Origin of the sequence: Corynebacterium sp. CCUG 51687, from assembly GCF_024453995.1 — a bacterium.
GTDB classification, from domain to species: Bacteria; Actinomycetota; Actinomycetes; order Mycobacteriales; family Mycobacteriaceae; genus Corynebacterium; species Corynebacterium pseudogenitalium.
Genome location: NZ_JAGPYT010000001.1, coordinates 238,398 through 264,896, shown reverse-complemented (window position 1 = coordinate 264,896; position 26,499 = coordinate 238,398). Strand labels below are relative to the sequence as shown.

The following is a 26,499-nucleotide window of genomic DNA, read 5'->3' as shown; positions in this document are numbered from 1 at the left end:
GGGACTGAGTCTAGCTGTTCTCCGTCGCTACCGCAGCCATGGCTACTGATTACGAGCCTCAAGGAGAAACGGGTTCGTGGTTCGTTCGTGCGCCATGGTTGTACCGGGCCCGTGTCCAGGCAACAACGTTGTCTCGTCAGGAATCGCCCAAACCGGTCCACACAAAGAGGTTTTCATTGCCCCTGGATCGGAGTGTGGCAGGTCAGTCCGGCCGACGGACCCCGCGAACAGCACGTCGCCTGAAAACATGACGTCGCCCATCTGATAGAGGACACTGCCGGGAGAATGGCCTGGAGTATGAGTTACATCAACCCTAAAACTGGCGATTTCAAGTGGCCCATCTGCGTCAAACGTGCGGAGGTCCGATACGGCCTCCATCGAAGCGGCGTCGAAAAGCTCGAGTGTTGAGGCAGGAAGACCGCGTCCATGATCAAGCATGAACGCGTCAGCTGCGTGAATAAATACGGGAACCTGGTACCGCGCAACATCTCTCGTATGGTCAATATGGCCGTGGGTAAGAAAGATGGCTACAAGTTGCAGCCCCTCTTCCTTGAGAAACGCAGAAACGACCTGGTGTGTTCCCATGCCGGCATCGACGAGGCAGGCTAGCTTCGCAGAATCATCGATGATGACGTAGCAGTTCGTCTGAAATGGTCCCGACGTAAAACCTAAGATTCGCAATGCCTACCTCGCTGTCTACCTAAACCTCTCCGATTAGGAAAGGGCCTGTTCAGCAGCCGAGTAGTCGGGCTCGTTGGTGATCTCCTCGACCAGCTCGACGTGCACCACGCGGTGATCGGCGTCAGTCACGATGACCGCGCGTGCAAGCAACCCCTTGAGTGGCGTTCCGTCAAGCGTGAGGCCGAACGCCGTGCCGAAATCAGAGCGGAATGCAGAGAGCGCCTCTACATTCTCGATGCCCTCTGCCGCGCAGAAACGCTGCTGAGCAAATGGCAAGTCCTTGGAGATACAAAGCACTGCAGTGTTTTCTGCAGATCCCGCGAGCTCATTAAACGCTCGCACAGACTTTGCACACACGTCAGTGTCTAGTGATGGAAAAACGTTAAGGACCAGGCGCTTCCCCTCGTACTCGGACAACTTCTTTTCAGAAAGATCGCCCGCGACTAGCACGGCGTCAGGAAGGGCGTCGCCTACCTTAGGAAGAGATCCAGATGTTTGCGATTCATTACCTTGAAAAAATACCTTTGCCATGTCCACGACCCTACATGAACTATCGGAAGCGAGCAGTCGCAAAAAACACAGCAAAATACGACAGGTACAGTTACACCTGCTAATATTTCCCAGTCAACTAGTCAGAATAGAGGTACTACGGTGAGCAATAAAGAGCGCGGTCAAGAAGCCCTTAAACATCTGGAGCGTGAATTGAATTCACGCGATCGAAAGCAGAACTCAAAGCCCTGGTCGATCGCGGCGCTTTCCGCAGTTGTAATCGTGGCGCTAGGCGGCGGCATCTACTTCCTAGCGAACCAGGACGGCGACAGCACCAACGAAGCTCAAAGCTCGGCTGAAGAAACCACCGCCCCAAGCGAATTCGACGCCAACAACTACGAGGCAATCGCGACGAAGCGTGCCGAAGCACTCCCCGCCTCAGTCTCGTGTGAATACACCCCCGATACAGCACAGGGTGACAAGAAAGCAGACCTGCCGAAGACCGACAACGTCTCTACGACAGGGACAGTCAACGTCGAGCTCGACACCAGTGCAGGGCCGATTGGTATGGAGCTCGACCGCTCTGTCTCGCCATGCACTGTGAATGCGATCGAACACCTCGCCTCTGCTGGCTACTTCAACGATACCGTCTGTCACCGGCTCACCGATGGCGACGGCCTTAAAGTACTGCAGTGCGGTGACCCGACCGGCGTAGGCAGCGGTGGTCCTGGCTTCCAGTTCGCAAATGAGTTCCCGACTGACGAAGCGCTCAAGGCGCTCAAGGACGCGCCTGCTCCTGACGGAGTGTCCCCCGAGGAAGCAGAGCAAATGAAGCAGATGGAGCTCCAGCAGAACCCTCAGAAGTACGCGCGCGGCACCATCGCTATGGCGAACGCCGGTTTGGATACCAATGGGTCCCAGTTCTTCCTGAACTACGGTGATTCAGTGCTGCCTCCGCTGTACACCTACTTCGGTCAAATCTCTGAAGAAGGTTTGAACACCCTTGACAAGATTGCTGAAAAGGGCGTCGAAGGCGGCGGCCGAGACGGCGCACCAGCCGAAGAGGTACGCATCAAATCGGCAACCGTAAAGTAACTACACAGTTGCCTCTCAGCTGCACAGGAGCAGTTTTCAGTCTATTCAAAGTCTTGCAAAACGTCTGATAGCCAACTAGAGTTTGCACTCGTACATTTGTCAATCCCGTCAGATTGGAAAACTCATGAACTTCCGTAAAAGTATTCTTGCAGCAGCCACTGCTGTAGCTGTCGCAACTTCTGGCGTTGCTGCTGCTGAGGCTGCAGAAAGCACCACCCCAACCACCACGGCCAAGCCAGCTTCGAACACCAAGACTGAGAAGGCCCCGACGGTGAAGAACACCACCTCCAAGAAGTCCACCACGAAGCAGGCTCCTAAGGATCAGTCGAGCGACGAGGGCTCCTCCGTCAAGGACATGTCCCCATCTGAAATCCGTGACTGGATCGCAGTGTTCACCGCCGTCATCGGTGCGCTCGGTACCCTGTTCGCATTCCTGGACAAGTACCTGCGCAAGTAGACCGCTGGCTAGGTGCCACACTGGCATCTCCCACTAGCGCACCCAAGTGGGGTAACCCGTGATCGGGTTACCCCACTTTTCTATACACCGACGCGGTAGACGTCGAATACCCCTTCAACATTCCGGATCAGATTCATCACAGAAGCGAGCTGCTTCGTATCCGAAACCTGGAAGCTGAATCGAATCGTGGCAATACGGTCTTCCTTCGCTTGTGAGGAAAGCGATAGAATCGCCAATTTTTGTTCAGACATTACCCCCGTGAGTTCCGCGAGGAGGCCGTGCCGGTCAAGAGCTTCCACCTGAACGGTCACGATAGAGGTACCCGCAGAGCCGCCAGCGCCGGACCACGAAACCTCGATCAACCGCTCTGGCTCTTGCCTGAGCTTGTTCGCGTTGGTGCAATCTGTGCGGTGCACCGAAACCCCTCCACCGCGGGTTACGAACCCGAAGATATCGTCGCCAGGAACCGGCTGGCAGCAGTTGGCAAATTTGGCCATTACATCCGGGCTGCCCTGCACCAAGACTACAGGGCCATCGCCCGAGGGTTCTGGTCGGATGATCTTTGAATGGGGCGTCCGATCCGCCAGAAGATCTGCGGCGTCTTCGACGTCACCAAACTGGTCGACCAGCATTTTTGCAACATGCCGGGACGAAACATTCCCAGCGCCGATAGCCGTGTACAGGGCATCTACATCGGAGTAACGCAGTCTGCGTGCAATATCACGCATTGACTCAGGCGTAAATAGCCGGTGAAGTGGAAGTCCGCTCCGCTGTACTTCCGCTGCCAGCGCATCGCGTCCGACTTCGAGGTGTTCCTCGCGCCGTTCTTTCGCGAACCACTGACGCACCTTTGTTTTCGCACGCGGTGAAACAATAAAGTCTTGCCAGTCACGAGAAGGCCCGGCATTTGGGTCCTTCGAGGTAAAAATCTCGACGCGGTCACCATTTTGCAGCTGTGACTCCAGAGCAACCAGTTTGCCGTTAACTTTTGCCCCCACGCATCGGTGGCCTACCTCAGTGTGCACCGCGTAGGCAAAGTCCACAGGAGTCGAACCGGCAGGAAGATTGATAACATCGCCGTGTGGCGTGAAGACGAAAATCTGCTTGCTTGTCAGGTCGTAGCGCAGTGAATCAAGAAACTCATTTGGGTCTGAAGCTTCCTTTTGCCAGTCAAGCAGTTGGCGCATCCACGCCATCTGATCTACTTCAGCCTGATCTCCCTTATGCGATCCTTTCGTCTCTTTGTACCGCCAGTGAGCTGCAACACCGAACTCGGCGTTGTAGTGCATCTCGTGCGTACGTACCTGTACTTCGAGAGCTCGCCCGCTGTTCGTCATCACCGTCGTGTGCAGCGACTGATACACACCGAATCGCGGATTCGAAATATAGTCCTTAAATCGGCCCGGCATTGCAGAATACATAGCATGGACGACGCCGACCGCTGCGTAACAGTCGTGGAGATTATCGACGAGCACGCGAACGCCAACGAGGTCGAAGATTTCGTCGAACTCGTGGCCTCGAACAACCATTTTTTGGTAGATGGACCAATAGTGCTTCGGCCTCCCCATCACCTCTGCGTCGATACCGTTTTTCTTCAGTTCGGTTTGCAACTCACGAATAATCTCTGCAAGAGCTCTGTCCCGCGAGGGCGCTCGGTCAGCAACTAACCTCACGATCTCTTCGTATTTCTTCGGGTAGAGGATCGCGAACGCGAGATCTTCAAGCTCCCATTTCACTGTCGCCATCCCGAGGCGGTGTGCAAGCGGTGCAATCACATCAAGGGTTTCGCGCGCCTTCTTCGCTTGCTTCTCAGGAGGAAGAAAGCGCATCGTGCGCATGTTGTGGAGCCTATCCGCAACCTTAATCACAAGTACCCGGGGATCCTCCGCCATGGCAACGATCATTTTCCGGATCGTTTCTGCCTCTGCCGACGCCCCAAGCGCAACCTTGTCTAACTTCGTTACGCCATCGACGATTCGTGCCACCTCAGGCCCGAAGTCGGCAGTAAGTTCATCCAGGGTGTAGTCAGTGTCCTCAACGGTGTCATGCAACAGTGCTGCCACCAACGTTGTGGTGTCCATACCAATTTCACCACAGATCGTGGCTACGGCAAGCGGGTGCGTAATATATGGGTCGCCTGATTTCCGGAACACGCCATCGTGAAGCTGCTCAGCCGTCTCATAGGCACGATTCAATAATGCGACGTCGCACTTCGGATGGTGCCGTCGATGAATCGATAACAGCGGGTCCAGGACCGGATTGCTACGGACCCGCACACCGCCAGTGAGCGAACGAGCAAGTATTGCGGACACACTTCGCATCGAGGGTGTATTCCTCTTCGGTGCTTTCTCTTGAGTCACAGTCCGCCTCCAAACTCTCCTATTGGTCGAGCACTACCACGGGAACATCTCCTAAGCGGCTTCTACCGTCCAGTCCTTGTACCTCGAGCATTACTACGTATCCAACAACGCTACCACCTGCGCGTTGGATTAAATCGGTTGCTGCGGAAAGAGTTCCGCCTGTAGCAAGTACATCGTCAACGAGAACAACCTTCTTACCGTCGAGGTCAATTCCCGACGCCGGGATTTCCAAAGCTGCAGTGCTGTACTCGGTTTTGTATTCCTGTGTAATCACCGGCGGAGGGAGCTTCCCCTTCTTACGGATGGCGAGGATGCCTACGCCCATCTCGTATGCAACAGCTGAGCCCAGGAGAAAACCACGGGCATCCAGGCCGCCAACAAGGTCTGCTCCAAGATTCTCAGATACACGCGCCATTTCTTTGATAACAACCCGCAAGGCATGTGCATCTGCAAGCACCGGTGTGAGGTCTTCAAACAACACGCCCTTTTCGGGAAAATCTGGTACTTTACGGATCCTTTCTCGAAGCGCTTCCTTTGCGCTTTCAAACGTGTCCTTCGAATCGCCCATGGGTTTCTCCTTGGATAGCTTCATTTCTTTACTCATCAACGGACCATCGATCCATATTCCAGCCAATTCCCGACAAGCCTGTGTACATAACAACGTTTTCAACTCGCTGATCAATCGCGAACGAGCGAGGCTGTGCTGAAAGTGGCAGAATCGGAATCTCCCGCCAAAGCCAATTCTCTTGACTCCGCAATGCGTCGAGTTCCTGCACCCGATTGTTCGCAGCTGGGTACTCAACTTGAGAATCGATTGGCATCAAAAGCGCATCGACGGTGCCCTCTTTCTCTACGATCTGGCCTTGTTCGTCCATGGCATAGCCCGGCAACTCGGCCAACGTCGCCAGATTCTCCGACTGGTCGAGAACTTCAATACCCGCCGGTTCGCACTGTGCTCGGATCGTCTGAATCATTGCGGAGATCCGTGCCGACCGCATCGGCGTCGAGATCCGCAAAACACTGCCACTTGCAGCACGTGCCTTTTCGACGTCATACTCAGTTGCCGTCTCACCGACACTTTCAATTTTCGACGCCAGCGGGTCACTGTGCGCAACTACTTGTACTGGAGCAGCTGCAACCTCTAGGCCCGACATCTTCGAGGAAGTTTGTGCGACTTCAGACGGATTCACACAGTGAGCAAGCGCTCTGCGCCGTTCTGGTTCTGCCCAGGGGCCTGACTTGGCCATGACCAACGCGTCAGTGAGTTCCCCCACAACGCTCGTCACATCAACTGGTTCTCTCTCTGCGTTTACGTCGTACCAGTCTGGTGCGGGTTCTTCGAGGTTGCCGATTTTCAATCCGCCGGAGGCAACTAGTTCACCGGAATCTGCATTCCCTGGCCAGACCACGATCTTCTGCAGCGCTGGAGCATCACCGTAATAGGAATCATTAGCGACGAGGACTACTTCGCCTTCTTTGCCAACACTCTCAATCTTGTACGGTCCGAACGATACTTGAAGTTCAGGATCGTACTGCTTCAGATCAAAACCGTAACGCCAAATATCTGCGATGCTTCGAAGGCTCATTGGGTCACGTGCAGTAAGCGCATCGACGAGCTCTTCCGCCGACATTCCGACACGCGCTGCAACTGCGTGTGACGGCAAAACTGTTCCGGGTTCAAAAAGATCGCGCCAACGGGCGCCACGGTTCTCCTTCATTGTGAGAGTGAAAGTTTTTGATCCGGGTTGACATGCCAATGTATCAGCGTCGTCGAAAAGAGGCATCCAAGAATCGAAGAGCTCTGGTAGCTTCCCAGCTGTGAACGTCAACAGGTAGTCATTACACGTTACTGGGGTATTGTCGGAGAACACTGCCGCATCGGAGATGGTGTAAATCACCTGACGCCTGTCGCCGGGCAGCACTTGCGTCTCTACCAAGTCGGTATTGGGGATCATTTGTCCGTTGGGGCCCGGAACGTAAACTCCGGGGTACAAACGACCAGATAGTTCTTGCGCCAGCGTCGAGTGCCCCTCAGCGCTACCCGCGTTCACTGTGACCAGTGGTGCTTGTACCTGATAGCCAAACTCTTCGCTATTAGAGTTCGACGCTGCACCACCGTCGGAACACGCCGTTGCGAGCAACACTACAGAAAAAGCAGCAACGGCGCGTGAAAATACGCTACTCATACTTGGTTTACCTAGCGTGTCGACGGCCGCCAAGTGCTCATTGCCGGCGATTCGTCTCCATCGCTGCCTTCCACAGCACTACGAACCGGTGTATCAACGGTGCGCTTTGGCTTTACAGTGGCTTCATCGTCGTGGTCGACGATCTCACCGGCGCGGTATTTCTCTACTTCAACGTTGTGTTCCTTGTAAGCGCGCTTGCGCTCCATAAGCGTTACCAGCAGCGGAGTCGCGAGGAATAGCGAGGAGAAGATACCTTCGATGACGCCGATCAGCTGGATCAAGGCGAGATCCCGGAGTGTACCCACACCGAGCATCCAAACTGCCACAATCATCAGCGCGACGATCGGGAGTGCAGAAATGACGGAAGTAGAAATCGAGCGCATGACCGTTTGATTCACTGCCAGGTTCGCTTCTTCAGCATAGGTAGAACGACGCGAGTCCAATACACCACTAGTGTTCTCCTTCACCTTGTCGAAGACGATCACGGTGTCATAAATGGAGAAGGTCAAAACGGTAAGCAGACCGATAATCATGGCTGGGGTAATTTCCAGCCCGAAGAGGGCATAGAACCCTACGATCAGTATGCCGTCAATGATCAATGCACCCATCGCCGCGATGGCCATCTCTCGTTGCAGGCGGACAGCCACGTACACGGCTGCAGCGACGAGGAAGACCAGCATCGCCATCAACATCCGCTTCGTGATTGTGTCACCCCACGATTCGGAAACAGTCGAATCACCAATTGCGTCGGCAGACACTTCCCCTTCAGCATTCTTGGTGTGATGCTTCTCAAAGATCGCCTGCCGCGCTTGGTCGATTTGTTCCTGGCTCAGATGCTCAGCATTAATCTCAAGTGTCCGGGCATCACCGGCACCAATAATCTGAGTCAGTTCAGGAGTGACGCCAGTCGCGTCGATAAATGTCTCCTCGACTTCTTCGGCAACGAGATCGTCGGCCGGCATCGAGAGTTTGGTACCGCCTTCGAAGTCGATACCAAGGTTGAATCCACGGACCAGCATCGCAAGCAGCGAGATAACTACCAGTGCCATGGTGATCCCGTACCAGAGCTTACGGCGACCGACGAAATCGATCGCCGCATCGCCGGTGTACAGACGCTCCCAACGGCCGGGCTCCTCGACAGTTGGTACGACGGAAGCAACGGTTTCAATTTGCGATGACGACATTGCTACTTCACCTCAATACTTTCCGACGCGGCTTCTGCAGCCACGCCTTGATGAGCTTCCTCGCTCACGTCCTTGTCATGCTGCGCCGCAGCAAACACTTTGGTCATACCGTTGACAGCTGGCTTCGACCAGAATCGGGACCGGGAAGCGAACACCATGAGCGGAGCAGTGACCAAGAACGTCACTAGCAGGTCAAATACGGTCGTAAGGCCCATCGTGAATGCGAAGCCCTTCACATCGCCAACCGCAAGGAAGTAAATAATGACCGCGCCGATCAGGGTCACCATGTTACCGGTAATAATTGTATCTTTCGCTCGATCCCATCCGGAGGCAGATGCAGAGCGGAAAGTCTTGCCCTTACGAACTTCGTCCTTGATGCGTTCGTAGATGACGACGAAGGAGTCCGCAGTAGTGCCGATACCAATGATCAAACCGGCGACGCCGGAGAGGTCCAGCGAGTAGCCGATCCAGCGCCCCAGCAGAACTAGCGAGCCGTAAACGAGAAGACCCGCAAAGAAAAGCGTAGCCAGGGAAATAAGACCATAGAGCCGGTAGTAGAAGAACACGAAAATTGCGACCAAAATCAGACCGACAATGCCTGCATAGAAGCCTGCCTGCAAGGATGCCAGACCAAGTGACGGCGGCACTGTCATCGCTGTACCACCAGGTTCGCCATTCTCACCCGCGAAAGAAAGCGGCAACGCACCGTACCGCAGGTTGTTTGCGAGGCTCTCAGCTTCCTCCTGAGTGAAGTTGCCTGTAATAGAGGTTGCGGAACCGACTGGGGTTGCGCCCTGAATGACAGGTGCGGAGATAATTTGTGAGTCCAGCGTGATCGCGATCTGCTGCCCGATCATCTCACTCGTCAGCTGCGCCCAGGTAGACGAGCCATTAAACTCGCCTGCCTGGCTGAAAGCGAAGTTGATCTCCATCTGGCTCGACTGCGGGTTGAATCCACCAGTGATCGAGCGGCCAGTGTCGATCTGTTCACCGGTGAGACGCGGGCCGTCCGTATCGGTAACTCCTGCAAGCAATGGCACCTCGCCGAGGAGCAGTACCTGGCCAGATGAAGGGTCACAGGCTACAAGTGGTGCTGCTTCGTCGTCGGTGCCGGCCAATGGATCAGTAGGTTGCACGGCACACAACGCGCTCAGCATCGACATAGCAACGAATTGCTGGGTAGGGTCCTCAGACTGACGAGTTGCCTTGAGCATCTCAGCCTGGTCAGCCCTGCGCTCCGAGGACTCCACAGGACCATTCGGCTCAGGCAACGGTTTCGCATCAATAGCAGGAATCTCAACGGTTTGCCCCTGTTCGGCAACCTGTTTCTTCACCTGTTCGCCAATCGCCTTGGCTTGATCCGCGGTCAAAACCCCATACCGGATCCAATCGTTCGCGGTTTTTGCGAAGACCTCACCAATCGAATCCGCGGAAGGTGCAGGCGGTTGCATAACCGGACGGAACAGCAGCTGCGAAGTCTGTCCAATGTTGCGTACTTCCGATGTGTCGTCGCCCGCGGCAGTGATCACTAGGGTATTGCCGTCAACGACGACAGTCGCGCCGGAAACACCCATGCCGTTCACACGCTTCTCAAGAATGTTTCGCGCTTCGTCGAGCTGTTCGCGAGTTGGCTCGTCCCCCTGCGGAACGAGGGTCACGCGAGTACCGCCCTGCAGGTCGATACCAAGCTTCGGGGTTGCGGACTTATCGCCCGTGAAAAATACTAATGAGTACACGCCAATGACGATGAGCGCAAAAAGCGCCAGCGCGCGCGCAGGCCACTTCCGCTTTGATCTCAACTCGCCGGAACGCTGAGTGTTCTTGGACACCGAGCTAACTCCTCTATTTCTACGTTATTTCACTGCCACACCCCGCTTTGCCCGAAACTTTGGGTAAAGCGGGGTGTGGTGCACATCGATTTATCGTACGTCATCAACTGTCATATCGGTAAAGACAGCTAGACAGCATTTGCCGTAACTCTGAGATGGACTATTCCGGACGTTGTTCCGAATCGTCTGCTGCAGGTTCCTGAACCGCGGTCTCGACTGCCTCTCGTTTCATAATTCCGGCGGTCTCCATCTTGACGACAACACCAGGGGCAATTTCAATTCGAAGCGTTGCGTTATCTGCGTCCACAACGTCTCCATGAAGGCCAGAAACCGTCACAACATGGTCACCGGGCTGAATAGAGGACTGCATCTCCTGCACCTGTTGCTGACGCTTCTTCTGGCTTCGCATCATCAAGATTGACGGAAGCATGAACACCAATAGGACGAGCAAAATAAGGATGATTTCCATAGCTCTATATTGACATACTCCCAATTATGTTGAAACGAGTGCCTGTCCTGGAGCATCCGGTGGCGGATCAATGCCAAGGTGCTGCCAGGCAGCCACCGTAGCAACGCGGCCACGACCAGTACGTGCCATCAATCCTGCTCTCACCAGGTAAGGCTCGCATACTTCTTCGACTGTAGACGGTTCCTCCCCTACAGCAATTGCCAGTGTATTGACGCCAACAGGTCCCCCACCGTGGCCACGAATGAGCGAATTCAGGACCGCTCTGTCGAGCCGATCAAGCCCGAGGTCGTCAACGTCAAACACCTCCAGCGCAGCACGCGCCGCCTGAATATCGATTCGTCCGCTGCCATGCACATCTGCCCAATCACGAACACGTCGCAGCAATCTATTCGCAATACGCGGAGTTCCCCGTGCACGTGAAGCGATTTCGACTGCTGCGTCCTTGTCGATCTCAACTTGCAAGATCTTCGCAGCACGTTCGACCACGTGCCTCAAGTCAGTAACCTCGTAAAACTCCATCTGTGCCGTAAAACCGAAACGATCCCGCAACGGACCAGTGAGCATACCAGCGCGAGTCGTTGCACCGACCAGGGTGAACGGTGGAATCTCAAGTGGAATTGACGTCGCCCCGGGCCCCTTTCCAACAATGACGTCAATACGGAAGTCCTCCATTGCCATATACAGCATTTCCTCCGCAGGCCGTGCAATACGGTGAATCTCATCGATAAAGAGGACATCGCCTTCCATAAGATTCGAAAGCATCGCAGCGAGGTCACCAGCACGTTCAAGCGCTGGACCAGAGGTCATCCGCAAGGAAGTTCCGAGTTCCTGCGCGATGATCATCGCCATCGTTGTCTTTCCTAGCCCTGGCGGACCGGAAAGCAAGATGTGGTCCGGTGTGACGCTGCGTTGACTAGCACCCGCGAGTACAAGACTGAGCTGCTCACGCACTTTCGGCTGTCCAATGAACTCATCAAGCGACTTCGGACGGAGAGACCTCTCAATATCGTGTTCATCACTATGCGCATTGACACTGACGGGAGCCCCATCGGGACGTGAAAGATCATCCGGCAACTGGAATACGGTTTTTTCAACGTCTGACATGAACCCCACCTACTTTTTCGATAGCGTCTTCAGCGCTTCGCGCAACAGATTCGATGGATCAGTATCCGGTTGTTCCGCAACGAGAGGTTCGACGACAGTCCGTGCACTACGCTCGGTAAATCCAAGCCCAACCAGTGCTTCTACAATCTGCTCACTGATGCCTGAGTCTGAAGCAGCCGGAGCCGTTGCACCGTGGCTCGCTTCGCTGCCCGTTTCAAACAAGCCGACAACCTTATCTTTCAGCTCCAACACGATTCGTTCTGCCATCTTCTTACCGACGCCAGGAATCGTTTGAATCTTCTTCGCGTCACCACTCGAAATCAATTCGGCCAGTTCCCCAGGCCCAAAGACTGCCAGTGCTGCCATCGCGAGCTTTGGCCCTAGCCCACTCACGGTTTGAAGCTTGTGAAACATAGTCCGCGAGTCCTCATCCGCGAACCCAAACAAGGTCATACCGTCATCGCGGACCACCAGACTGGTGACTACATCCGCATGCTCACCACGAGTTAGGCGACTGAGCGTTGGTGGCGTCGCCAAGAAGCGATAGCCAACGCCCCCGCAGCCGATAACAGCATGATCGAGGCCAATCGAAAGGACGTCACCGTGGAGGGAATCAATCATGAACTAGTTCTTTCTCAGTTTTTCAATAGCGGAAGCTCGGGCAAGCAACGGGGCTCGCCAGCAATGGCAAACAGCGATGGCCAACGCGTCTGCAGCATCTGCTGGCTTTGGTGGCTCGCTCAGACCAAGAATACGTGTAATCATCGTAGTCATCTGTTTCTTATCAGCGCGCCCATTACCAGAAACTGACTTTTTTACCTCTGAGGGCGTATACATGTGCACTGGTATATCGCGCTCTGCAGCGGCGAGGACCATTACCCCGACGGCGTGGGCAGTATGCATCACGGTAGATACGTTACTGCGTTCGAAAATTCGCTCCATCGCAACCACGTCGGGCTTATACTCATCCATCCAGTCGCTTACCGACTTCGAGATCCGCAATAAACGCTCCGATAGTTCCACATCGGAAGGAGTGCGCGCTACACCGACGGCAATCGGTATGACCTGACGTCCTCTCCCCGCTTGAACTACCGAAAGGCCGCATCGGGTCAAACCAGGATCTATGCCCATTACCCTCAGACCTTGGAGGTTCACCGCGCTTCCTTCCGCCGAATATTGTACTGGCACATATGTTCTACCATAGTCTGAAAAAGAACCACCACTCGCTGCAACGAATGGTGGTTGAAAAACAGACTACGCCTTACAAGTCGAGCTCGGCTGCGATCTCGTCAGGAATAGACATGTTTGAGTACACATTCTGTACATCATCAGAGTCTTCGAGGGCATCAATCAGCTTCAGATTCTTTTCAGCTGCAGATGCATCCAGTTCAACTTCCACGTCAGCACGGAAGTCCTGCTCAGAGCCCTCAACCTCGATACCGGCCTCCACTAACGCCTCGCGGACTGCGGCAAGGTCGGTCGGCTGACAGGTAACTTCAAACTCTTCGCCAAGATCGTTAACTTCTTCTGCACCAGCGTCAAGTACCGCCATCAACACATCGTCCTCGGTGAGCTCCCCTTTCGCCACCGTGACGACACCGACGCGATTGAACATGTAGCCCACAGAACCGGTTTCACCAAGATTGCCACCGTTCCTGGTCATTGCCGTACGAACTTCAGTCGCTGCTCGATTACGGTTATCCGTCAGGCACTCGATCAACAGAGCGACACCGTTCGGGCCGTACCCCTCGTACATCACCGACTCCCAGTCAGAGCCGCCGGCTTCCTCGCCCGATCCACGCTTACGCGCACGTTCGATGTTGTCGTTCGGGACCGACGCCTTCTTAGCCTTCTTGATCATGTCATCAAGCGTCGGGTTTCCTGCTGGATCGCCGCCACCAGTGCGAGCTGCAACCTCGATATCTTTGATCAGTTTCGCCCAGAGCTTGGAACGCTTTGCGTCGTTCGCGGCCTTCTTATGTTTAGTAGTAGCCCACTTTGAGTGGCCAGACATCCGGTATCCCTTCGCTTAAAACGGTTGACTATTGGTAATTGAACGTCAACCTACTATACGCCCGAACAGGTTGAGCTGCAGAACCGCGAGCAAGGTTCAGCCGCTAAAGGGAAAGCGAAGCGAAGGCTGGCAGGGCTGCGGTCCCACCCAATCGAAGAAGCCTTACGGCGGGCCGTAGCCGTAGCGAACGAACATCCCTGACAGCGTCGTTATAAAACCGCAGTGCAATTGCCACACGAGTATCTGCAGCGTCAATATCAGCGGGAAGCATCGTCCCTTGTCTCTCGATGTGTTTCCGCATTTCTTGTTCGGACTGAAGTCGTTCCTCTACGTCAACTGGAGTCAAACGCAATGATTCGATGATCCGGCACTCCTCGCGCATTTCCGGATACAGTGCGGCAATGACAGCACAGCGTTGGTCGAGCGCAGCTTGAAGTGCGTCGCGTGAACGGTCGAGACGGATATGGAGGCGGTGTAGCCGTTGCGCAGTGAAATATGCCCAGGCAAACAGCAACGTGATTACCGCTGCGAACACCACTAGGGCAATAGTTGTCATGCGAGTGTCACCTTCTCACCAACACTTACTGCTTCGTATACAGCCATAATCTGAGCAGTCACTGTCGACCAGTCATACTGCGCGGCTCGCAGTTGCCCTCTTCTGCCCATCTCCAGGCGCAAAGCAGCGTCGTCAATCAAAGCCTGTAACGCCTTTGTCAACTCGGCAACATCACCTACAGGAAAAAGAATCCCGGCAGGGTCAGATGATTCTGCATCACATACCAGCGAAAAGGCCTCTAGATCACTGGCCACAACGGCGCAGCCCGCAGCCATCGCTTCCACGAGAATGATGCCAAACGATTCGCCCCCAGTGTTCGGAGCGACAAATATATCCGACGCCCCCAGCAATCTCGCCTTTTCCTCCTCGCTTACGCGACCGACGAAGTTCACTCCTGGAATCTGCCGAGGCTCCCCGCTTCCGATCACCGTGAGTTCGACTCGTCCTTCAAGGTGATCGAACGCTTCGAGAAGCAGCGTTAGCCCCTTTCTTGGCTCGTCGATACGCCCCAAGAATGCGATTCGAACAGGCCCGACGGAGCTCAACGGCGCTAGCTTCCGGGCGGCTACGAACTTCCGAGTGTCCACTCCATTAGGGATAACGATCGGATCGGCTCCGATCTGTTCAACCTGCCACCTCCGAGCAAGCTCGCTTACTGCGATACCCCCGCGGATCTTTTCCAAATATTTCCGCAAAAACGGCAGTGCAAGCTGCAAAATGCGAGACCCAGTTGTAGACGTGTGGTATGTAGCGACGATCGGTCCCGAAGCCAACATAAGCGCTGCGAGCGAATAGCTAGGAGAATTGGGCTCATGGATGTGCAATACATCAAATTCGCCATCACACAGGAATTCGCGAGTAGTCGTAAAAACTTTAGGGCCGAACGCCAGGCGCGCGACAGAGCCGTTATACGGAATAGGTAACGAACGCCCGCCTTTCTTTACAAACTCGGGAAGAGGCGTGTCATCACGCGCAGGCCCGAGCACTTTCACTTCATGCCCTTGGCGCAAAAGTGATTCAGCTAAGTCAAGGATGTGCGCTTGAACCCCACCTGGTTCGTCGAAAGAATACGGGCACACGATACCAATTTTCATCCCTTCGCTACCTTTTTCTTCCGGTCTGCGATCCAAAACGGCTGAAGCACATGCCAGTCTTGTGGGTGCTTTTTGATTCCGCGCTCAAACCAGCCCGCAAGCTTTTCCACTTTACCTTCTACGGAATCTGCAACAATCGGCGGCGATACGCTAGTCACCCACCCATCCATGCTGCCTGAACTCTCAAATGCATTGTGTACTGCGAGCAGTGTCGCACCAGTCTTCTCCGCTAATACTGCCGGACCGGCGGGCATTGTCGTCTGCTCTCCAAAAAATGCTACCGGCACCCCGTGCCCACCGAGATCACGATCTGCCAACAAACAGACAATCCCTTGTTTGTACAGAGCTTCCTCGAGGAGTTGCATTGGAGGTCTCGACGCACCACGCGAAGGAATCACCTGGATTCCTAACCCACGTCGAAATTCCAAAAACGCATCGTAGAGCTCTTCGGGCTCTACCCGCTCCGCGACCGTCGAAAAGCTCCCGTATCGGTGAGCAAGCCATGCACCCGCAAGATCCCAGTTCCCCGAGTGCGGTAATGCGAGCACTACACCCTTGCCTTGTTGAATCGCATACTCCAGATGCTCAATTCCTTGTATCGATGCAGAGAATTGCTTGTGAAACCGTTCGTTCGAGATTACTTTCTGCAGGCAAAAGACCTCGAGCCAATACCGCATGTATGACCGCATCGAGTTCTTCACAAGCGAACGCGTGACGTTCTCAGGTCCAACCACACGCGAGAGATTCTTACGAAGTTGCTCCGGTAACCTCCCATTGCGAGAGTAAATGTCGGCAACGAACATCATCAGACAGTAGGCGATACTGTAAGGCAGCATTGATAGCAGCTTCCACCCCATCCAGTAGCTGCGATATACGCACTCATCCTTGAACGTTTGCATGCGCGCTTCGGTCCTAGCGCGACCCAAACGTTTTAGCTCCTGCTGGCGCGGCAATCTGCCGCTTTGATGCAGGATCCTTCGCTGCAATAACGAGTCGCTGCGCAACCGTATATATCGAGCCGAAAAACAGCAGCCAAAGCCCGCATTCAATGGCGTACGGCACACCGAAGCCTTCCAATCCCAGCGCGACAAGCGCGATGAGAAGACGCTCAGGCCGCTCAACCAGCCCGCCGACAATCTTGATACCCCCGGCCTCCGCGCGCGCCTTAACGTAACTAATCACCTGGGAGAGTACTAGTACCGCAAGGCAAACTGCGACATGCGCCGGAGAAGCTTGATCTACGTACACCAGCCAGAACACGATGGCACCGAAGAGCGCTCCGTCAGTAATCCTGTCACAACTTGCGTCAAGCGTAGCTCCGAAAGCAGTCCCTCCCCCGCGGAGACGGGCCATCGTGCCATCCACCATGTCAAAAGCCGCGAAAAGACCACTCAGAATAGCTGCCAAAACAAGATGGTCAGTTGGAATGAGCACGACGGCTACCAACACAGTGAGCGCTGTTCCACCAAGCGTTGTCCAGTTCGGTGTTAGACCAGCTTTAAGCAATGCAGTGGCGACCGGTTCTACGACAACGGCGGCAGGTTTTCGTCCATGGACACTGAGCATCTGCCTACTCCCCTCCAGTCTGTTGAGCCGCCACTTCTTTCCAGCTCTCTGCTAATAGTTGGCGCGTTTCACGCAGCAGCTGCGGAAGCACCTTGGTGCCAGTGATGACTGTCATAAAATTTGAGTCCCCTGCCCACCTCGGAACCACATGCACGTGTAGGTGATCTCCGATAGAGCCTCCGGAGGCCCTGCCTAAATTCATGCCAACGTTTATCGCTTCGGGGTCTGATACCGCCTTGAGAGTTTTCACTGCGAGCGTTACGAACCTCATAAGCTCGGCTGATTCCTCCGCGGTCAGGGCTTCAATCTCCGCCACCTTACGGTACGGCACGACCAAAATATGCCCAGCGTTATACGGATAAAGGTTCAGCACCGCGTAAACGGTCTCCCCTCGAGCCACGATGAGCCCCTCTTCATCGCTCATCGAAGGAATCTGCACGAAAGGATCACTTGACCCCTTCTCATCGCGTGGCGTTGACGCGATGTACTTCGAACGGTACGGCGCCCAAAGACGCTGAAGTCTGTCTGGAGTACCAACTCCAATGTCCTCATACATTTCTGAGCGCCTCTCTACTTCTACTGGTCAGCCTGGCGCTGTTCAACCAGCTCTTTCGTTGGTTGTTCGTTGAACTTTTCGTCCACCCAGTTGGTGATAAGCTCGACAGCCTCGTCGACGCCGACTCCATTAATTTGGGTGCCGTCGAGGAAGCGGAAGCTTACAGCGTTTGCCTCCACATCACGCGCGCCAGCGAGCAGCATGAACGGAACCTTGTGAGTGGTGTGCGTCCGAATCTTCTTCTGCATCCTGTCATCGGAATGGTCGACCTCAGCTCGGATGCCGCGCGCCCGCAGCTGCTGGATGATGCCGTCAAGGTGTCCAGCGAAATCGTCAGCAACGGGGATACCTACAACCTGGTGCGGTGCCAGCCAAGCCGGGAATGCACCGGCGTAGTGCTCAAGCAGCACGCCGAAGAATCGCTCAATTGATCCAAAGAGCGCACGGTGAATCATGACTGGTCGCTTCTTGCTTCCGTCTGAGGATGTGTACTCAAGATCGAAACGCTCAGGCAGGTTGAAGTCGAGCTGAACCGTGGACATCTGCCAGGTACGACCGATGGCGTCGCGAGCCTGTACGGAAATCTTTGGACCGTAGAACGCTGCACCTGCTGGGTCCGGAACAAGCTCGAGCCCAGACTTGGTAGCAACTGATTCTAGGATGCTCGTTGAACGCTCCCAGATATCATCATCACCGATGTACTTCTCGGGATCCTTGGTGGACAACTCCAGGTAGAAATCATCAAGCCCATAGTCTCTGAGCAGAGAAATAATGAACTCCAACACACTCGTCAGCTCATCTTCAAGCTGTTCCTCAGTGCAGTAGATATGGGCATCGTCCTGAGTAAAACCGCGTGCACGAGTCAGGCCATGCACCACGCCGGACTTTTCGTAGCGGTACACGGTACCAAACTCGAATAGTCGCAGTGGCAATTCACGGTACGAGCGTCCACGTGAATCGAAGATGAGGTTGTGCATAGGGCAGTTCATAGGCTTGACGTAGTAATCGACTGCCTGTTTGGTCACATTGCCTTCGTCGTCGGTCTCGCCGTCGAGCTGCATCGGTGGGTACATGCCGTCTGCGTACCAGTCCAGGTGGCCAGATTTTTCGAAAAGCTCACCCTTCGTCAAGTGTGGGGTGTTGACGAATGAATAGCCTGCCTCGAGGTGACGCTGTCGGGAGTGTTCCTCCATCACCATCCGGATAATTCCTCCATCCGGGTGGAATACTGGCAAACCAGACCCAACTTCCTCCGGGAAGGAGAAAAGATCGAGCTCATTGCCAAGACGACGGTGGTCACGCTTCTCTGCTTCTGCAAGCATCAACATGTGCTCATCGAGCTTTTCTTTCGACTCCCAGGCGGTGCCATAAATACGCTGCAACCCGGCGTTATTCTGGTTACCACGCCAATACGCAGCTGACGAACGTGTCAGTGCGAACGCCGGAATGTACTTAGTAGTTGGCACGTGAGGCCCGCGGCACAGATCGCGCCACTCGACTTCATTCGTCCGTGGATTCACATTGTCGTAGTGGGTGAGCTCTCCGTGACCGACTTCAGTAGCTTCGTCCGAGTCAGGGTCCACGTTTCCCTTGTCCTGCACGAGCTCAAGCTTGTACGGCTCATCAGCTAGGTCCTCTGCTGCAGCCTCAGCCGACGGGTAGACTCCACGAACAAACTTCTGGCCTTGCTTGATGATCTTCTTCATGCGGCGCTCGAGCAGCTTCAAGTCTTCTGGTGTGAACGGTTCAGCTGCGTCGAAGTCGTAGTAGAAGCCGCCCTCAATGGCTGGCCCAATTCCTAACTTCGTCCCCGGAAACTCAATCTGCACTGCTTGCGCCAACACGTGAGCACACGAGTGGCGAATCACGGACCGACCCAGCTCAGTGTTCGCGGTGACTGGAGTTACTGTGGTGTCTACATCCGGCGTAAATGACAGGTCCTTCAACGACCCGTCTTCAGACTGCACGCAGACAACCGCCTCCGGGCCCTTATTCGGCAGCGACAATTCGCGCATCGCAACCCCGGCAGGAGTGTTCGCCGGGACCGTGAAAGCCTGGGCTGCAAGGTGGGTTTGGTCGTTATTCGTCATGTTCGTGCGCTCCTTTGCGCTTCAATGAGGTACGTCATACCTGGACGCACCCAGCTGGATTCGTACAAGCTCGCCGGAACCTTTAAATATTGCGGTCGGCAAACATGGCAAAAATCATACCGCGTTCACTACGCGAGTAGTGACTCGGCCCAGAAACTCGGAGCACCATCTTGCGCCTGCGTGCCCGGTGGTATCCAGTACACCGCCGAACCAATGTGCGTGATCCATTCATTCAGTCGGTCAGCCTCATCGAGCCTTTTGAGGACCGGAGTGAATTGCGTATCTGGGTTTTCCTGAAATGCAATGAACACTAAGCCAGCGTTGGACAGCTGTTCTTGCCCAGGCTCAGGCGGCAAATTGTAGTTATAAGGGCGCCGTTTAAATTTCTGCTCCGGGTGCCCTTCAGGCGCCATTGACCTGGCAACGTGCGAGTTTCTATCGACCTTTGGCAGGCCATATTCGTCCCGCGCTTCCAGATCTACCGGAGTGAACTCTTCGCCGCCCGAAAGGGGTGCTCCGTTGTCTAGCCTGCGCCCGACGGCCTCTTCACGGGATGTCCGGTCGAGCATTTCCCAGGTGTCAAGGTTCATCGCTATTCGACGAACCACCATCGACGTTCCACCTTCAAACTCTGCAGCGCCTTTTGCCCACACCTGGGCGTCGTATTCCTCATCAGTGTGAGGGTTTACCGTGCCATCAATCTGCCCAAAGAGATTCCGTGGCGTGGTTCCTTCGCGGTGTACAGCAGGGTTATTCATGAACCCTTGCTGCACCCACGCGGTAGCTACATAATCGACGCCAGCTCGCACCATATGACGCATCGCCCATGCGCACATCAGTGGGTCATCTGAGCAAATCTGCAACACCACGTCAGTCTGGCCCCACTTCCGTGAAAGCTCGTCTCGCGAGAGCGCCGGAATGTCGTGGAGCCACGACGGTTTGCTCTCAGGCGCGGCGATATCAAAAAACTTCTCTCCCAACCCCACGGTAATGGTGAGGTTTGCGGGGTGTTCCGTCATCTCTGGTTCCAGGCTGGCCAACGGGTTTTCGCCGGCTGTCAACGCACGGGCATCCTCAGTCCACAGTCGCATCAATCGAGCAATCGCAGGCTTATCGACGCCATCTTTAAAATTGAAACCAATCAGATTTAGTGAGGACTGTTGAGGCGTCGAAATGCCTGCCTGGTGTATGCCGTCAAACGGAACCGTTGCTGTGGCAAGGTCTATCGCAGGCTCTTGCTGAGCATTCACCACAGCATCGCGGCTTTCCGCGCAAGCTGTGGCTGCCCCGGCGGCAGCAACACTCAGAGTCCCGGCGAGAAAATGACGACGGTTGACAGGCATTCGACTTTCCTTCAATTAGTGGTTGTGGCCTTCCCCCATGGACCCATGTTGGTGCCCCTGGAGCTCCCCGTGCTCACCATAGTCTTCGTCACCCGGAAGCATAGAGCGAACGGCTACGTCTGGAATCTGCTCCTCGGTTCCGTCGGCGAACTCAAGCGTTACATCGACCACGTCGCCTGCCGGAATTGCAGGGTCGAAGCCCATGATCATGAAGTGGTCACCGCCAGGCTTGAGCTCATATGTCCCACCGGCGGGGATCTCGATGCCGCCTTCTTTCTCGCGCATGACTCCATCTACCACCTCGTGGATCTCGTAGGTGGCGTCGCCGAGTGACGTAGTGAAGCCAACGATGTGAATGTCCTTGTCAGAGGTGTTGTGCAGCGTACCGAAGAACCCGGTCATGGACTTTCCGTCTTCCGCGCCTGCTTCTGCTTTCGCACGAATAGCCGCGGACTCAACGCGGATATCGCCTTCGCCCTGAAGCTTGTCATTGTCTGGAGCAGCAGTCGTAGTGGACTCCACGGTTGTTGTCTCTGCAGCGGTTGGCGCAGATGTCGACGGGTTTTCCTGCGATGGCGAGCAAGCCGTCAGGGCAAGAGCGGCGACACCAAGTGCCGAAATAGCTGCAGTGCAAATGTTTTTCATATTTCTCCTTAGTCGTTGCTAAAAACTTGTGTATGTACTGGCTCAATCTTTGCTCAAGGAGCCGCGACGCAGTAAAAGTGCCGTTACAGCACCGAAAAGAAGCAGGATTAGTCCGCCGACAAAAAGCCAGCTAAAGGAACTGGATGAAGAACCGCTCACTTCTCCGGTTGGCACGGAATCTTCCATAGTTTCATCGACAACTTGTGAACCTTCCGGCGCATATGTAAACGTTGTCATCCCTTTAGTGGCGTGCCCATCTGAAGAGACAATCTGAAATCCGATCCGGTACTCTCCTGGCACTTTGTCACCAGATTCGCGAACTTTCTCTGGAAGTTCAAGGGACACAAATCGTCCGTCGAGCACTGGCTCTCCAGTAAAGAGGATCTCGTTGTCCGATACCCGCGACAGCGCGAACGTGTTGAAGCCTTCCTGGGGTTGACCCGAGAACTCCAACGACAGCTCTTTCGGAAACTCGGCTACCACGGACCCGTTTGATGGATCTCCCCCAATAACGGCATCATGTGCCTCCGCTGATCCGGCCAACGCAGAAGCTACACATACGGCACTCAATATAGCCCATGCCGTTCGCTGTACCCTTTGTCCTGCTTTGGACATTCGGATCCCTCCTACAAAATGAACTGACTTTAAACCAGTACAACATTAGTCGTAACGAATGGCGGATTAGTTCCCCAGCATGCCCAGTGCCGGACCATAGAAAGCGAAAATGCCCGCAAGGCGGGCATTCAGTGGTCCTAGCTGGGATCGAACCAGCGACCTTTCCGGTGTGAACGGAACGCTCTTCCACTGAGCCATAGGACCGAACGCGAACTACTTTACACCCCCTCCACTCCTTCAACGAATCCGCAGTACAGCAACACTTTCACCGAGTAACAGCAATTTCCCTGCCAACCCAGCGCCTCACCATCGTACACACCTGCCAAGACCGGCCCTGTGCTGGCGATTTGGAAAACTTAGAGCCAACAGATAATGTTTGTTCACGCACAACGGAGGTTCCGCTTCCGGAGAGCATGCGGATGTAGCGCAGTTGGTAGCGCATCACCTTGCCAAGGTGAGGGTCGCGAGTTCGAGTCTCGTCATCCGCTCCAAGTGTCTTTAGACACTCTGCGCGATTAGCTCAGCGGTAGAGCACTACCTCGACACGGTAGGGGTCACTGGTTCGATCCCAGTATCGCGCACAGAGCCGCACAGCTCTTTTCAAAATGTGCATGCGGATGTAGCGCAGTTGGTAGCGCATCACCTTGCCAAGGTGAGGGTCGCGAGTTCGAGTCTCGTCATCCGCTCCAAGTACTTTCAGTACTTCGGAGGTACTCACGGTGGATTGGTCGAGTGGTTAGGCAACGGTCTGCAAAACCGTGTACACGGGTTCGATTCCCGTATCCACCTCCAACCTCGCGCGATTAGCTCAGCGGTAGAGCACTACCTCGACACGGTAGGGGTCACTGGTTCGATCCCAGTATCGCGCACAGAGCCGCACAGCTCTTTTCAAAATGTGCATGCGGATGTAGCGCAGTTGGTAGCGCATCACCTTGCCAAGGTGAGGGTCGCGAGTTCGAGTCTCGTCATCCGCTCCACATAGGCTCACGCCCTCGGGATTCGCGAGGGCGTGAGTTTTCTCATATCGGTTGGACGCCGCGGTTTCAGTGTGCCTTGGCCCACATATATCTAGGGCCGTGGGCCCTCCTACTCACCGCGCGCCTGGGTTTTCAGCTGTTCGAGGAACATGCGAGCCACCGTAAACTCCAACGGTTCCCTCATCGGGTCGGAGTACGTCTTCTCCCCCGCCCGGCGCGTCAGCTGTTCCCGTACGAGCGTGACAATGGCGTCTACGCCTCCTGATGAGACTTGCATCGGGTTTTTCGTGGTCTGCACGAGTTCCGGACTGATTCCCATGTCTGCAGCGATGCGACGGAAGAGCGCCTTGTCATGTGCGATGTCCGCCCCACGGATGACTCGTGGGTGGATGCGCAGTGCGAGATCGACTGCCTCGTGTGTCTGCCAAACCTGAATGTGGCGCTCGGGGTCTGTGATGAGGCGCTCGTAGAAGTCCGGGATGAAACGTTGCCTGGTGAAGTTTGCCTTGATCCCTCGGCGTACCTGGTCATCCCACAGTTGGAGGTAATTGTTGGCTGCTGTATCGATGGTTTTTCCGCCGAGAAACAGTGCGTCCGCACCTGCCCCTGTGATGAGTGCGCCGTCGGCATGACACTCCTGCCTGTACGTGTCGATGGCTACCAAAATGGCCCCAGAGAGCACTTCCCAAGGTTCCACGGTGTCGAGGCGCTCGATGGTTTCCTTGAGCAGCGTCTCCAGCGCTTCCCCGCGTGGGGCGACGACGTGATGCTCGAAGCCGAGTGCGCGGGCCACCTCACTCGCCACCTTGGTCTCCTCCGCTGCCTCTTGCGAGGAGTCTTGGCTGAACGTCACCGCGAGGACGTCGGTACGCAGTTGGGCGAGCACCGCGGCGATGAGGATCGAGTCGACGCCGCCGGAGAGCATGAGAGTGGGGCGCCCCGGCCAGCGCCCGAGCACCGCTGTGAGGCGTGCACGCAGGTAGTCGACGACAGCGTGTTTAGCTGGCGCATATTCGGTGATCTCGTATGTACCTGGCTCGATGCTGCGCTCGTCGGCGACGTATTCGCAGCCTTTATCCGTCACAGCCAATTTTCGTCCTTTCCTCAAGCGCTGCAATTCGCTGCTGCAGCTCTCGTATTTGTTTCCGTCGCGTTTTCATCACCACCGGTTCGGCGTGCGTATGGCGGTAGACCGCCACGTGCACCATCCAGGAGAATGCGCCCAGGATGACCCCGGCGGTAAGGATCAGGCCGAAGCGTTCAAAGGTGCCAATCTGTTCTAGCCCTGCGAGCGAGATGTTGAAAGACAGCACCCCAATGACAGCGAGGAAGACAGACAGAATCTCTATGCTCCGTAAGAGACTGTTGCGTGACTCTGCTTCAATCCTCTCCGACATCCGCTCTACTTCGGCGTCGACGTGCGCAAGCTCTGCATCTACACGTCCTTGAATGGAGTTTTGTACCTGCCGTTCGGTGGCAATCATCATCCGGTAGGAGACGAACTCCCCGTGCAGCGCTGTGGCATCCGCGGGTAGGTTCTTAATGGCCATCTACACAGAGTGAAGTGCCTCGGCGTAAAAGTCGTCCCGGGAACGAACCGTGTGTCCCGAGAACACGTCGGAGCGTGGTGCTGCTTCGATGGCTGCCATGCGGCGGTATCCCTCGGCACGCCGGTAGTGCGCGATGTAGTCGTTTGGCGAGTGATAGCGCAAGATTGCCTCAGAGAAGGCGAGTATTTGCTCCCCATACTCGGTGTCTGGGTAGAGCCACAACCCGTGGAGCATGAGATGTTTGAGCTTCAGTGGCACTTGTTCCAGCTGAGAAACGGCATGCTCGTTCCCGTCGCTGGGTGGGGCTCCCACGGCGTCGAAGACGTGCTGCGGGTCAATCCTACGACCCGAGAGCAGCCTGGCGAAGGTGAGAAAAACCTGGTTGAGCGGAGGTTGACGGTCACCGACAGGTTGTGGAAGCGCAGGGGCGCATCGTTCGCCATATCGAGTACGCGCCGGATGCCATCGTGGTCGAAGTTGAAGCGATGGAGTTGCAGCTCGATAAGGATGAGCGCGAACTCTGCAGTGCGAGACTGCCTTGCCCATTCCGGCAACAGCCGAAGCCATTCCTCGTTGTGCTCACCGAGGCAGCGCTCACGTGCCTTCCATGTTGCGTCGGTCACGGCGTTGAACATCGCTTCAAACGCATCGATTTCACGGTAGACGGTCTCACCGAACACCGCGTCTGCAAGTACGCAGACCTGCTGTTTCCAATCGGCATCTGCCACGTCTGGGTCAAAGAGCGCTGCGAAGAGCCGGTCAGGGTTCTCGCCACCTATCCATACCCGCTGCGCCTCTTCCACGAGCGGAAAACGATCGAGCACGTGCTGTCTCCTTTTAAAATCCTGGCAGTCAGATGTGTACGCTTGACGCCATGATAGACGCGAGCCGCACTTTCGAACCAGCTGAATTGCTGGGCACTGTGCTGCCCGCTTCAGTCCCGGAACTGCGTCTGCTTGCGGTCATGACACTTTCCGGCGCGGCCTCTCTCGATGGCACCTCCCGCTCCCTTGGCAACGCCATCGATGCCGCGCTGCTCAACCTGCTGCGTGTGTGGTCCGACGCTGTCTTAGTCGGTGGAGGCACCGCGCGGGCGGAAAACTACTTCGGAGTCAAGTGCACCGACGAGGACAAGGCCGAACGTCGGTCCCGCGGGCAGGCGGAGGTCCCACCGCTTGCGATCATCACCGAAAGCTTCGAGTTTGACGTGGACACACAGTTGTTTTACGACACGGAGGTGCCTCCGCTTTTCCTCGCTCCGGAGCACCACGTCGACGATCCGGAGCTCGCCGAGCGTCGAGAAGCACTCCTGCACGCGGGCGGCCGCATTCTGTCCACTGGCGATGGCACTGCACGCTCAATTATCGATGCCCTGCACGCCCAGGGCTTTAACCGCATCGTTTGCGAGGGCGGACCTGGACTCTACGACATGCTCCTGACTGCTGGGCTCGGTGACATTTTGCACCTGACCATCGACCCTACGTTGCAAGGCAAGGTAGAAAAGCCCCTCTTCGGCGGAGGTGGAGACTATGTCACCCCGCTCGAGCTCGAAGACGTGCGGGTGAGCGAGGACTCGACGATGTTCGTGCGCTACCGCCTGTGGGGCACTGCTGCTTCCCACGAGGGGTAACTGCATTCG

At 55.5% G+C, this 26,499-nt stretch carries 28 protein-coding genes and 7 tRNA genes; 9 read left to right on the top strand and 26 right to left on the bottom strand.

Annotated features, from left to right (window positions below; genetic code table 11):
• Positions 1-42: 42 nt before the first annotated feature.
• Both KBX13_RS01295 and tpx read right to left on the bottom strand, forming a co-directional pair.
• On the bottom strand, positions 43-681 hold the full coding sequence (locus KBX13_RS01295; protein WP_256020383.1) for an MBL fold metallo-hydrolase: 639 nt from the start codon (positions 679-681) through the stop codon (positions 43-45).
• Between the two features lie 33 nt (positions 682-714).
• Positions 715-1,212, bottom strand: a complete 498-nt coding sequence (gene tpx, locus KBX13_RS01290; protein WP_256020382.1) for a thiol peroxidase — start codon at positions 1,210-1,212, stop codon at positions 715-717.
• 120 nt (positions 1,213-1,332) lie between these two features.
• Between tpx and KBX13_RS01285 the strand changes: the two genes are divergently transcribed.
• Both KBX13_RS01285 and KBX13_RS01280 read left to right on the top strand, forming a co-directional pair.
• Positions 1,333-2,265, top strand: coding sequence for a peptidylprolyl isomerase (locus tag KBX13_RS01285; protein ID WP_256020380.1), 933 nt, complete (start codon positions 1,333-1,335; stop codon positions 2,263-2,265).
• Positions 2,266-2,389: 124 nt separating this feature from the next.
• Entirely contained in the window at positions 2,390-2,722 is a 333-nt protein-coding gene (locus KBX13_RS01280) for a hypothetical protein (RefSeq protein WP_070976807.1), read from the top strand.
• A gap of 80 nt (positions 2,723-2,802) precedes the next feature.
• Here the strand turns inward: KBX13_RS01280 and KBX13_RS01275 are convergent, their stop codons facing one another.
• The 20 genes from KBX13_RS01275 to KBX13_RS01180 form a co-directional block, all read right to left on the bottom strand.
• Complete coding sequence (locus tag KBX13_RS01275) at positions 2,803-5,082, bottom strand: bifunctional (p)ppGpp synthetase/guanosine-3',5'-bis(diphosphate) 3'-pyrophosphohydrolase (RefSeq protein ID WP_083290771.1); 2,280 nt, start codon at positions 5,080-5,082, stop codon at positions 2,803-2,805.
• A 19-nt stretch (positions 5,083-5,101) separates the two neighbouring features.
• Positions 5,102-5,650 (bottom strand): adenine phosphoribosyltransferase, encoded by a 549-nt coding sequence (locus tag KBX13_RS01270; RefSeq protein WP_070363506.1) that lies wholly within the window; start codon positions 5,648-5,650, stop codon positions 5,102-5,104.
• A 28-nt stretch (positions 5,651-5,678) separates the two neighbouring features.
• The gene (locus KBX13_RS01265; RefSeq protein WP_240492807.1) at positions 5,679-7,301 is read right to left on the bottom strand and encodes an ABC transporter substrate-binding protein; all 1,623 of its coding nucleotides are present in this window, start codon (positions 7,299-7,301) and stop codon (positions 5,679-5,681) included.
• Entirely contained in the window at positions 7,280-8,452 is a 1,173-nt protein-coding gene (gene secF / locus KBX13_RS01260; protein ID WP_252930853.1) for a protein translocase subunit SecF, read from the bottom strand. The genes KBX13_RS01265 and secF overlap by 22 nt, the downstream gene beginning before the upstream one ends.
• A gap of 2 nt (positions 8,453-8,454) precedes the next feature.
• A complete protein-coding gene (gene secD / locus KBX13_RS01255) occupies positions 8,455-10,281 on the bottom strand; it encodes a protein translocase subunit SecD (protein ID WP_256008140.1) in 1,827 nt (608 codons plus the stop codon).
• A 160-nt stretch (positions 10,282-10,441) separates the two neighbouring features.
• Entirely contained in the window at positions 10,442-10,750 is a 309-nt protein-coding gene (gene yajC, locus KBX13_RS01250; RefSeq protein ID WP_256020379.1) for a preprotein translocase subunit YajC, read from the bottom strand.
• Between the two features lie 24 nt (positions 10,751-10,774).
• Positions 10,775-11,854, bottom strand: coding sequence for a Holliday junction branch migration DNA helicase RuvB (gene ruvB, locus KBX13_RS01245; protein WP_256020377.1), 1,080 nt, complete (start codon positions 11,852-11,854; stop codon positions 10,775-10,777).
• A gap of 9 nt (positions 11,855-11,863) precedes the next feature.
• Positions 11,864-12,475, bottom strand: a complete 612-nt coding sequence (gene ruvA, locus KBX13_RS01240) for a Holliday junction branch migration protein RuvA (RefSeq protein WP_256000234.1) — start codon at positions 12,473-12,475, stop codon at positions 11,864-11,866.
• 3 nt (positions 12,476-12,478) lie between these two features.
• Complete coding sequence (gene ruvC / locus KBX13_RS01235; RefSeq protein WP_070362374.1) at positions 12,479-13,009, bottom strand: crossover junction endodeoxyribonuclease RuvC; 531 nt, start codon at positions 13,007-13,009, stop codon at positions 12,479-12,481.
• 106 nt (positions 13,010-13,115) lie between these two features.
• Positions 13,116-13,868, bottom strand: coding sequence for a YebC/PmpR family DNA-binding transcriptional regulator (locus KBX13_RS01230; RefSeq protein WP_070362373.1), 753 nt, complete (start codon positions 13,866-13,868; stop codon positions 13,116-13,118).
• Positions 13,869-13,971: 103 nt separating this feature from the next.
• The gene (locus tag KBX13_RS01225; protein ID WP_070976797.1) at positions 13,972-14,424 is read right to left on the bottom strand and encodes a hypothetical protein; all 453 of its coding nucleotides are present in this window, start codon (positions 14,422-14,424) and stop codon (positions 13,972-13,974) included.
• Positions 14,421-15,518 carry a glycosyltransferase family 4 protein gene (locus tag KBX13_RS01220; RefSeq protein WP_256005057.1) on the bottom strand — a complete coding sequence of 366 codons (1,098 nt, stop codon included), beginning with the start codon at positions 15,516-15,518 and terminating at the stop codon, positions 14,421-14,423. Before KBX13_RS01220 ends, KBX13_RS01225 begins: the two co-directional genes overlap by 4 nt.
• Positions 15,515-16,417 carry a phosphatidylinositol mannoside acyltransferase gene (locus KBX13_RS01215; protein ID WP_256020376.1) on the bottom strand — a complete coding sequence of 301 codons (903 nt, stop codon included), beginning with the start codon at positions 16,415-16,417 and terminating at the stop codon, positions 15,515-15,517. Before KBX13_RS01215 ends, KBX13_RS01220 begins: the two co-directional genes overlap by 4 nt.
• A 13-nt stretch (positions 16,418-16,430) precedes the next feature.
• The gene (gene pgsA / locus KBX13_RS01210; RefSeq protein WP_070362369.1) at positions 16,431-17,084 is read right to left on the bottom strand and encodes a phosphatidylinositol phosphate synthase; all 654 of its coding nucleotides are present in this window, start codon (positions 17,082-17,084) and stop codon (positions 16,431-16,433) included.
• Positions 17,085-17,088: 4 nt separating this feature from the next.
• Entirely contained in the window at positions 17,089-17,640 is a 552-nt protein-coding gene (locus KBX13_RS01205) for an HIT domain-containing protein (protein ID WP_256000239.1), read from the bottom strand.
• A 20-nt stretch (positions 17,641-17,660) separates the two neighbouring features.
• Positions 17,661-19,730, bottom strand: coding sequence for a threonine--tRNA ligase (gene thrS / locus KBX13_RS01200; protein ID WP_070362367.1), 2,070 nt, complete (start codon positions 19,728-19,730; stop codon positions 17,661-17,663).
• Positions 19,731-19,858: 128 nt separating this feature from the next.
• The gene (locus tag KBX13_RS01195) at positions 19,859-21,073 is read right to left on the bottom strand and encodes a Dyp-type peroxidase (RefSeq protein ID WP_256000240.1); all 1,215 of its coding nucleotides are present in this window, start codon (positions 21,071-21,073) and stop codon (positions 19,859-19,861) included.
• Between the two features lie 15 nt (positions 21,074-21,088).
• On the bottom strand, positions 21,089-21,718 hold the full coding sequence (locus KBX13_RS01190; protein WP_252930848.1) for a copper chaperone PCu(A)C: 630 nt from the start codon (positions 21,716-21,718) through the stop codon (positions 21,089-21,091).
• A 42-nt stretch (positions 21,719-21,760) separates the two neighbouring features.
• Positions 21,761-22,333: a copper resistance CopC family protein gene (locus tag KBX13_RS01185; RefSeq protein WP_070362364.1), complete on the bottom strand. Its 573-nt coding sequence runs from the start codon at positions 22,331-22,333 to the stop codon at positions 21,761-21,763.
• A 132-nt stretch (positions 22,334-22,465) separates the two neighbouring features.
• A tRNA-Val gene (locus KBX13_RS01180) sits at positions 22,466-22,537 on the bottom strand.
• A 211-nt stretch (positions 22,538-22,748) separates the two neighbouring features.
• Between KBX13_RS01180 and KBX13_RS01175 the strand changes: the two genes are divergently transcribed.
• The 6 genes from KBX13_RS01175 to KBX13_RS01150 all read left to right on the top strand — a co-directional run bounded on the left by KBX13_RS01175 (position 22,749) and on the right by KBX13_RS01150 (position 23,310).
• Positions 22,749-22,824, top strand: a tRNA-Gly gene (locus tag KBX13_RS01175).
• Positions 22,825-22,842: 18 nt separating this feature from the next.
• A tRNA-Val gene (locus KBX13_RS01170) sits at positions 22,843-22,914 on the top strand.
• A gap of 32 nt (positions 22,915-22,946) precedes the next feature.
• Positions 22,947-23,022: transfer RNA gene (locus tag KBX13_RS01165), tRNA-Gly, on the top strand.
• Positions 23,023-23,051: 29 nt separating this feature from the next.
• Positions 23,052-23,125: transfer RNA gene (locus KBX13_RS01160), tRNA-Cys, on the top strand.
• 5 nt (positions 23,126-23,130) lie between these two features.
• A tRNA-Val gene (locus KBX13_RS01155) sits at positions 23,131-23,202 on the top strand.
• A gap of 32 nt (positions 23,203-23,234) precedes the next feature.
• Positions 23,235-23,310, top strand: a tRNA-Gly gene (locus KBX13_RS01150).
• Between the two features lie 109 nt (positions 23,311-23,419).
• Here the strand turns inward: KBX13_RS01150 and KBX13_RS01145 are convergent.
• The 4 genes from KBX13_RS01145 to KBX13_RS01130 are packed head-to-tail and all read right to left on the bottom strand — an operon-like array spanning position 23,420 to position 25,684.
• On the bottom strand, positions 23,420-24,394 hold the full coding sequence (locus tag KBX13_RS01145; protein WP_256020374.1) for an asparagine synthase C-terminal domain-containing protein: 975 nt from the start codon (positions 24,392-24,394) through the stop codon (positions 23,420-23,422).
• A complete protein-coding gene (locus KBX13_RS01140) occupies positions 24,384-24,860 on the bottom strand; it encodes a DUF2157 domain-containing protein (protein ID WP_256020372.1) in 477 nt (158 codons plus the stop codon). Before KBX13_RS01140 ends, KBX13_RS01145 begins: the two co-directional genes overlap by 11 nt.
• Complete coding sequence (locus KBX13_RS01135; RefSeq protein WP_256020370.1) at positions 24,861-25,118, bottom strand: hypothetical protein; 258 nt, start codon at positions 25,116-25,118, stop codon at positions 24,861-24,863.
• The gene (locus KBX13_RS01130) at positions 25,109-25,684 is read right to left on the bottom strand and encodes a hypothetical protein (RefSeq protein ID WP_256020369.1); all 576 of its coding nucleotides are present in this window, start codon (positions 25,682-25,684) and stop codon (positions 25,109-25,111) included. Before KBX13_RS01130 ends, KBX13_RS01135 begins: the two co-directional genes overlap by 10 nt.
• 50 nt (positions 25,685-25,734) lie before the next feature.
• On the opposite strand from KBX13_RS01130, the gene KBX13_RS01125 reads away from it, so the two are divergent.
• On the top strand, positions 25,735-26,490 hold the full coding sequence (locus KBX13_RS01125) for a pyrimidine reductase family protein (RefSeq protein ID WP_256020367.1): 756 nt from the start codon (positions 25,735-25,737) through the stop codon (positions 26,488-26,490).
• The last annotated feature ends 9 nt before the right edge of the window (positions 26,491-26,499 follow it).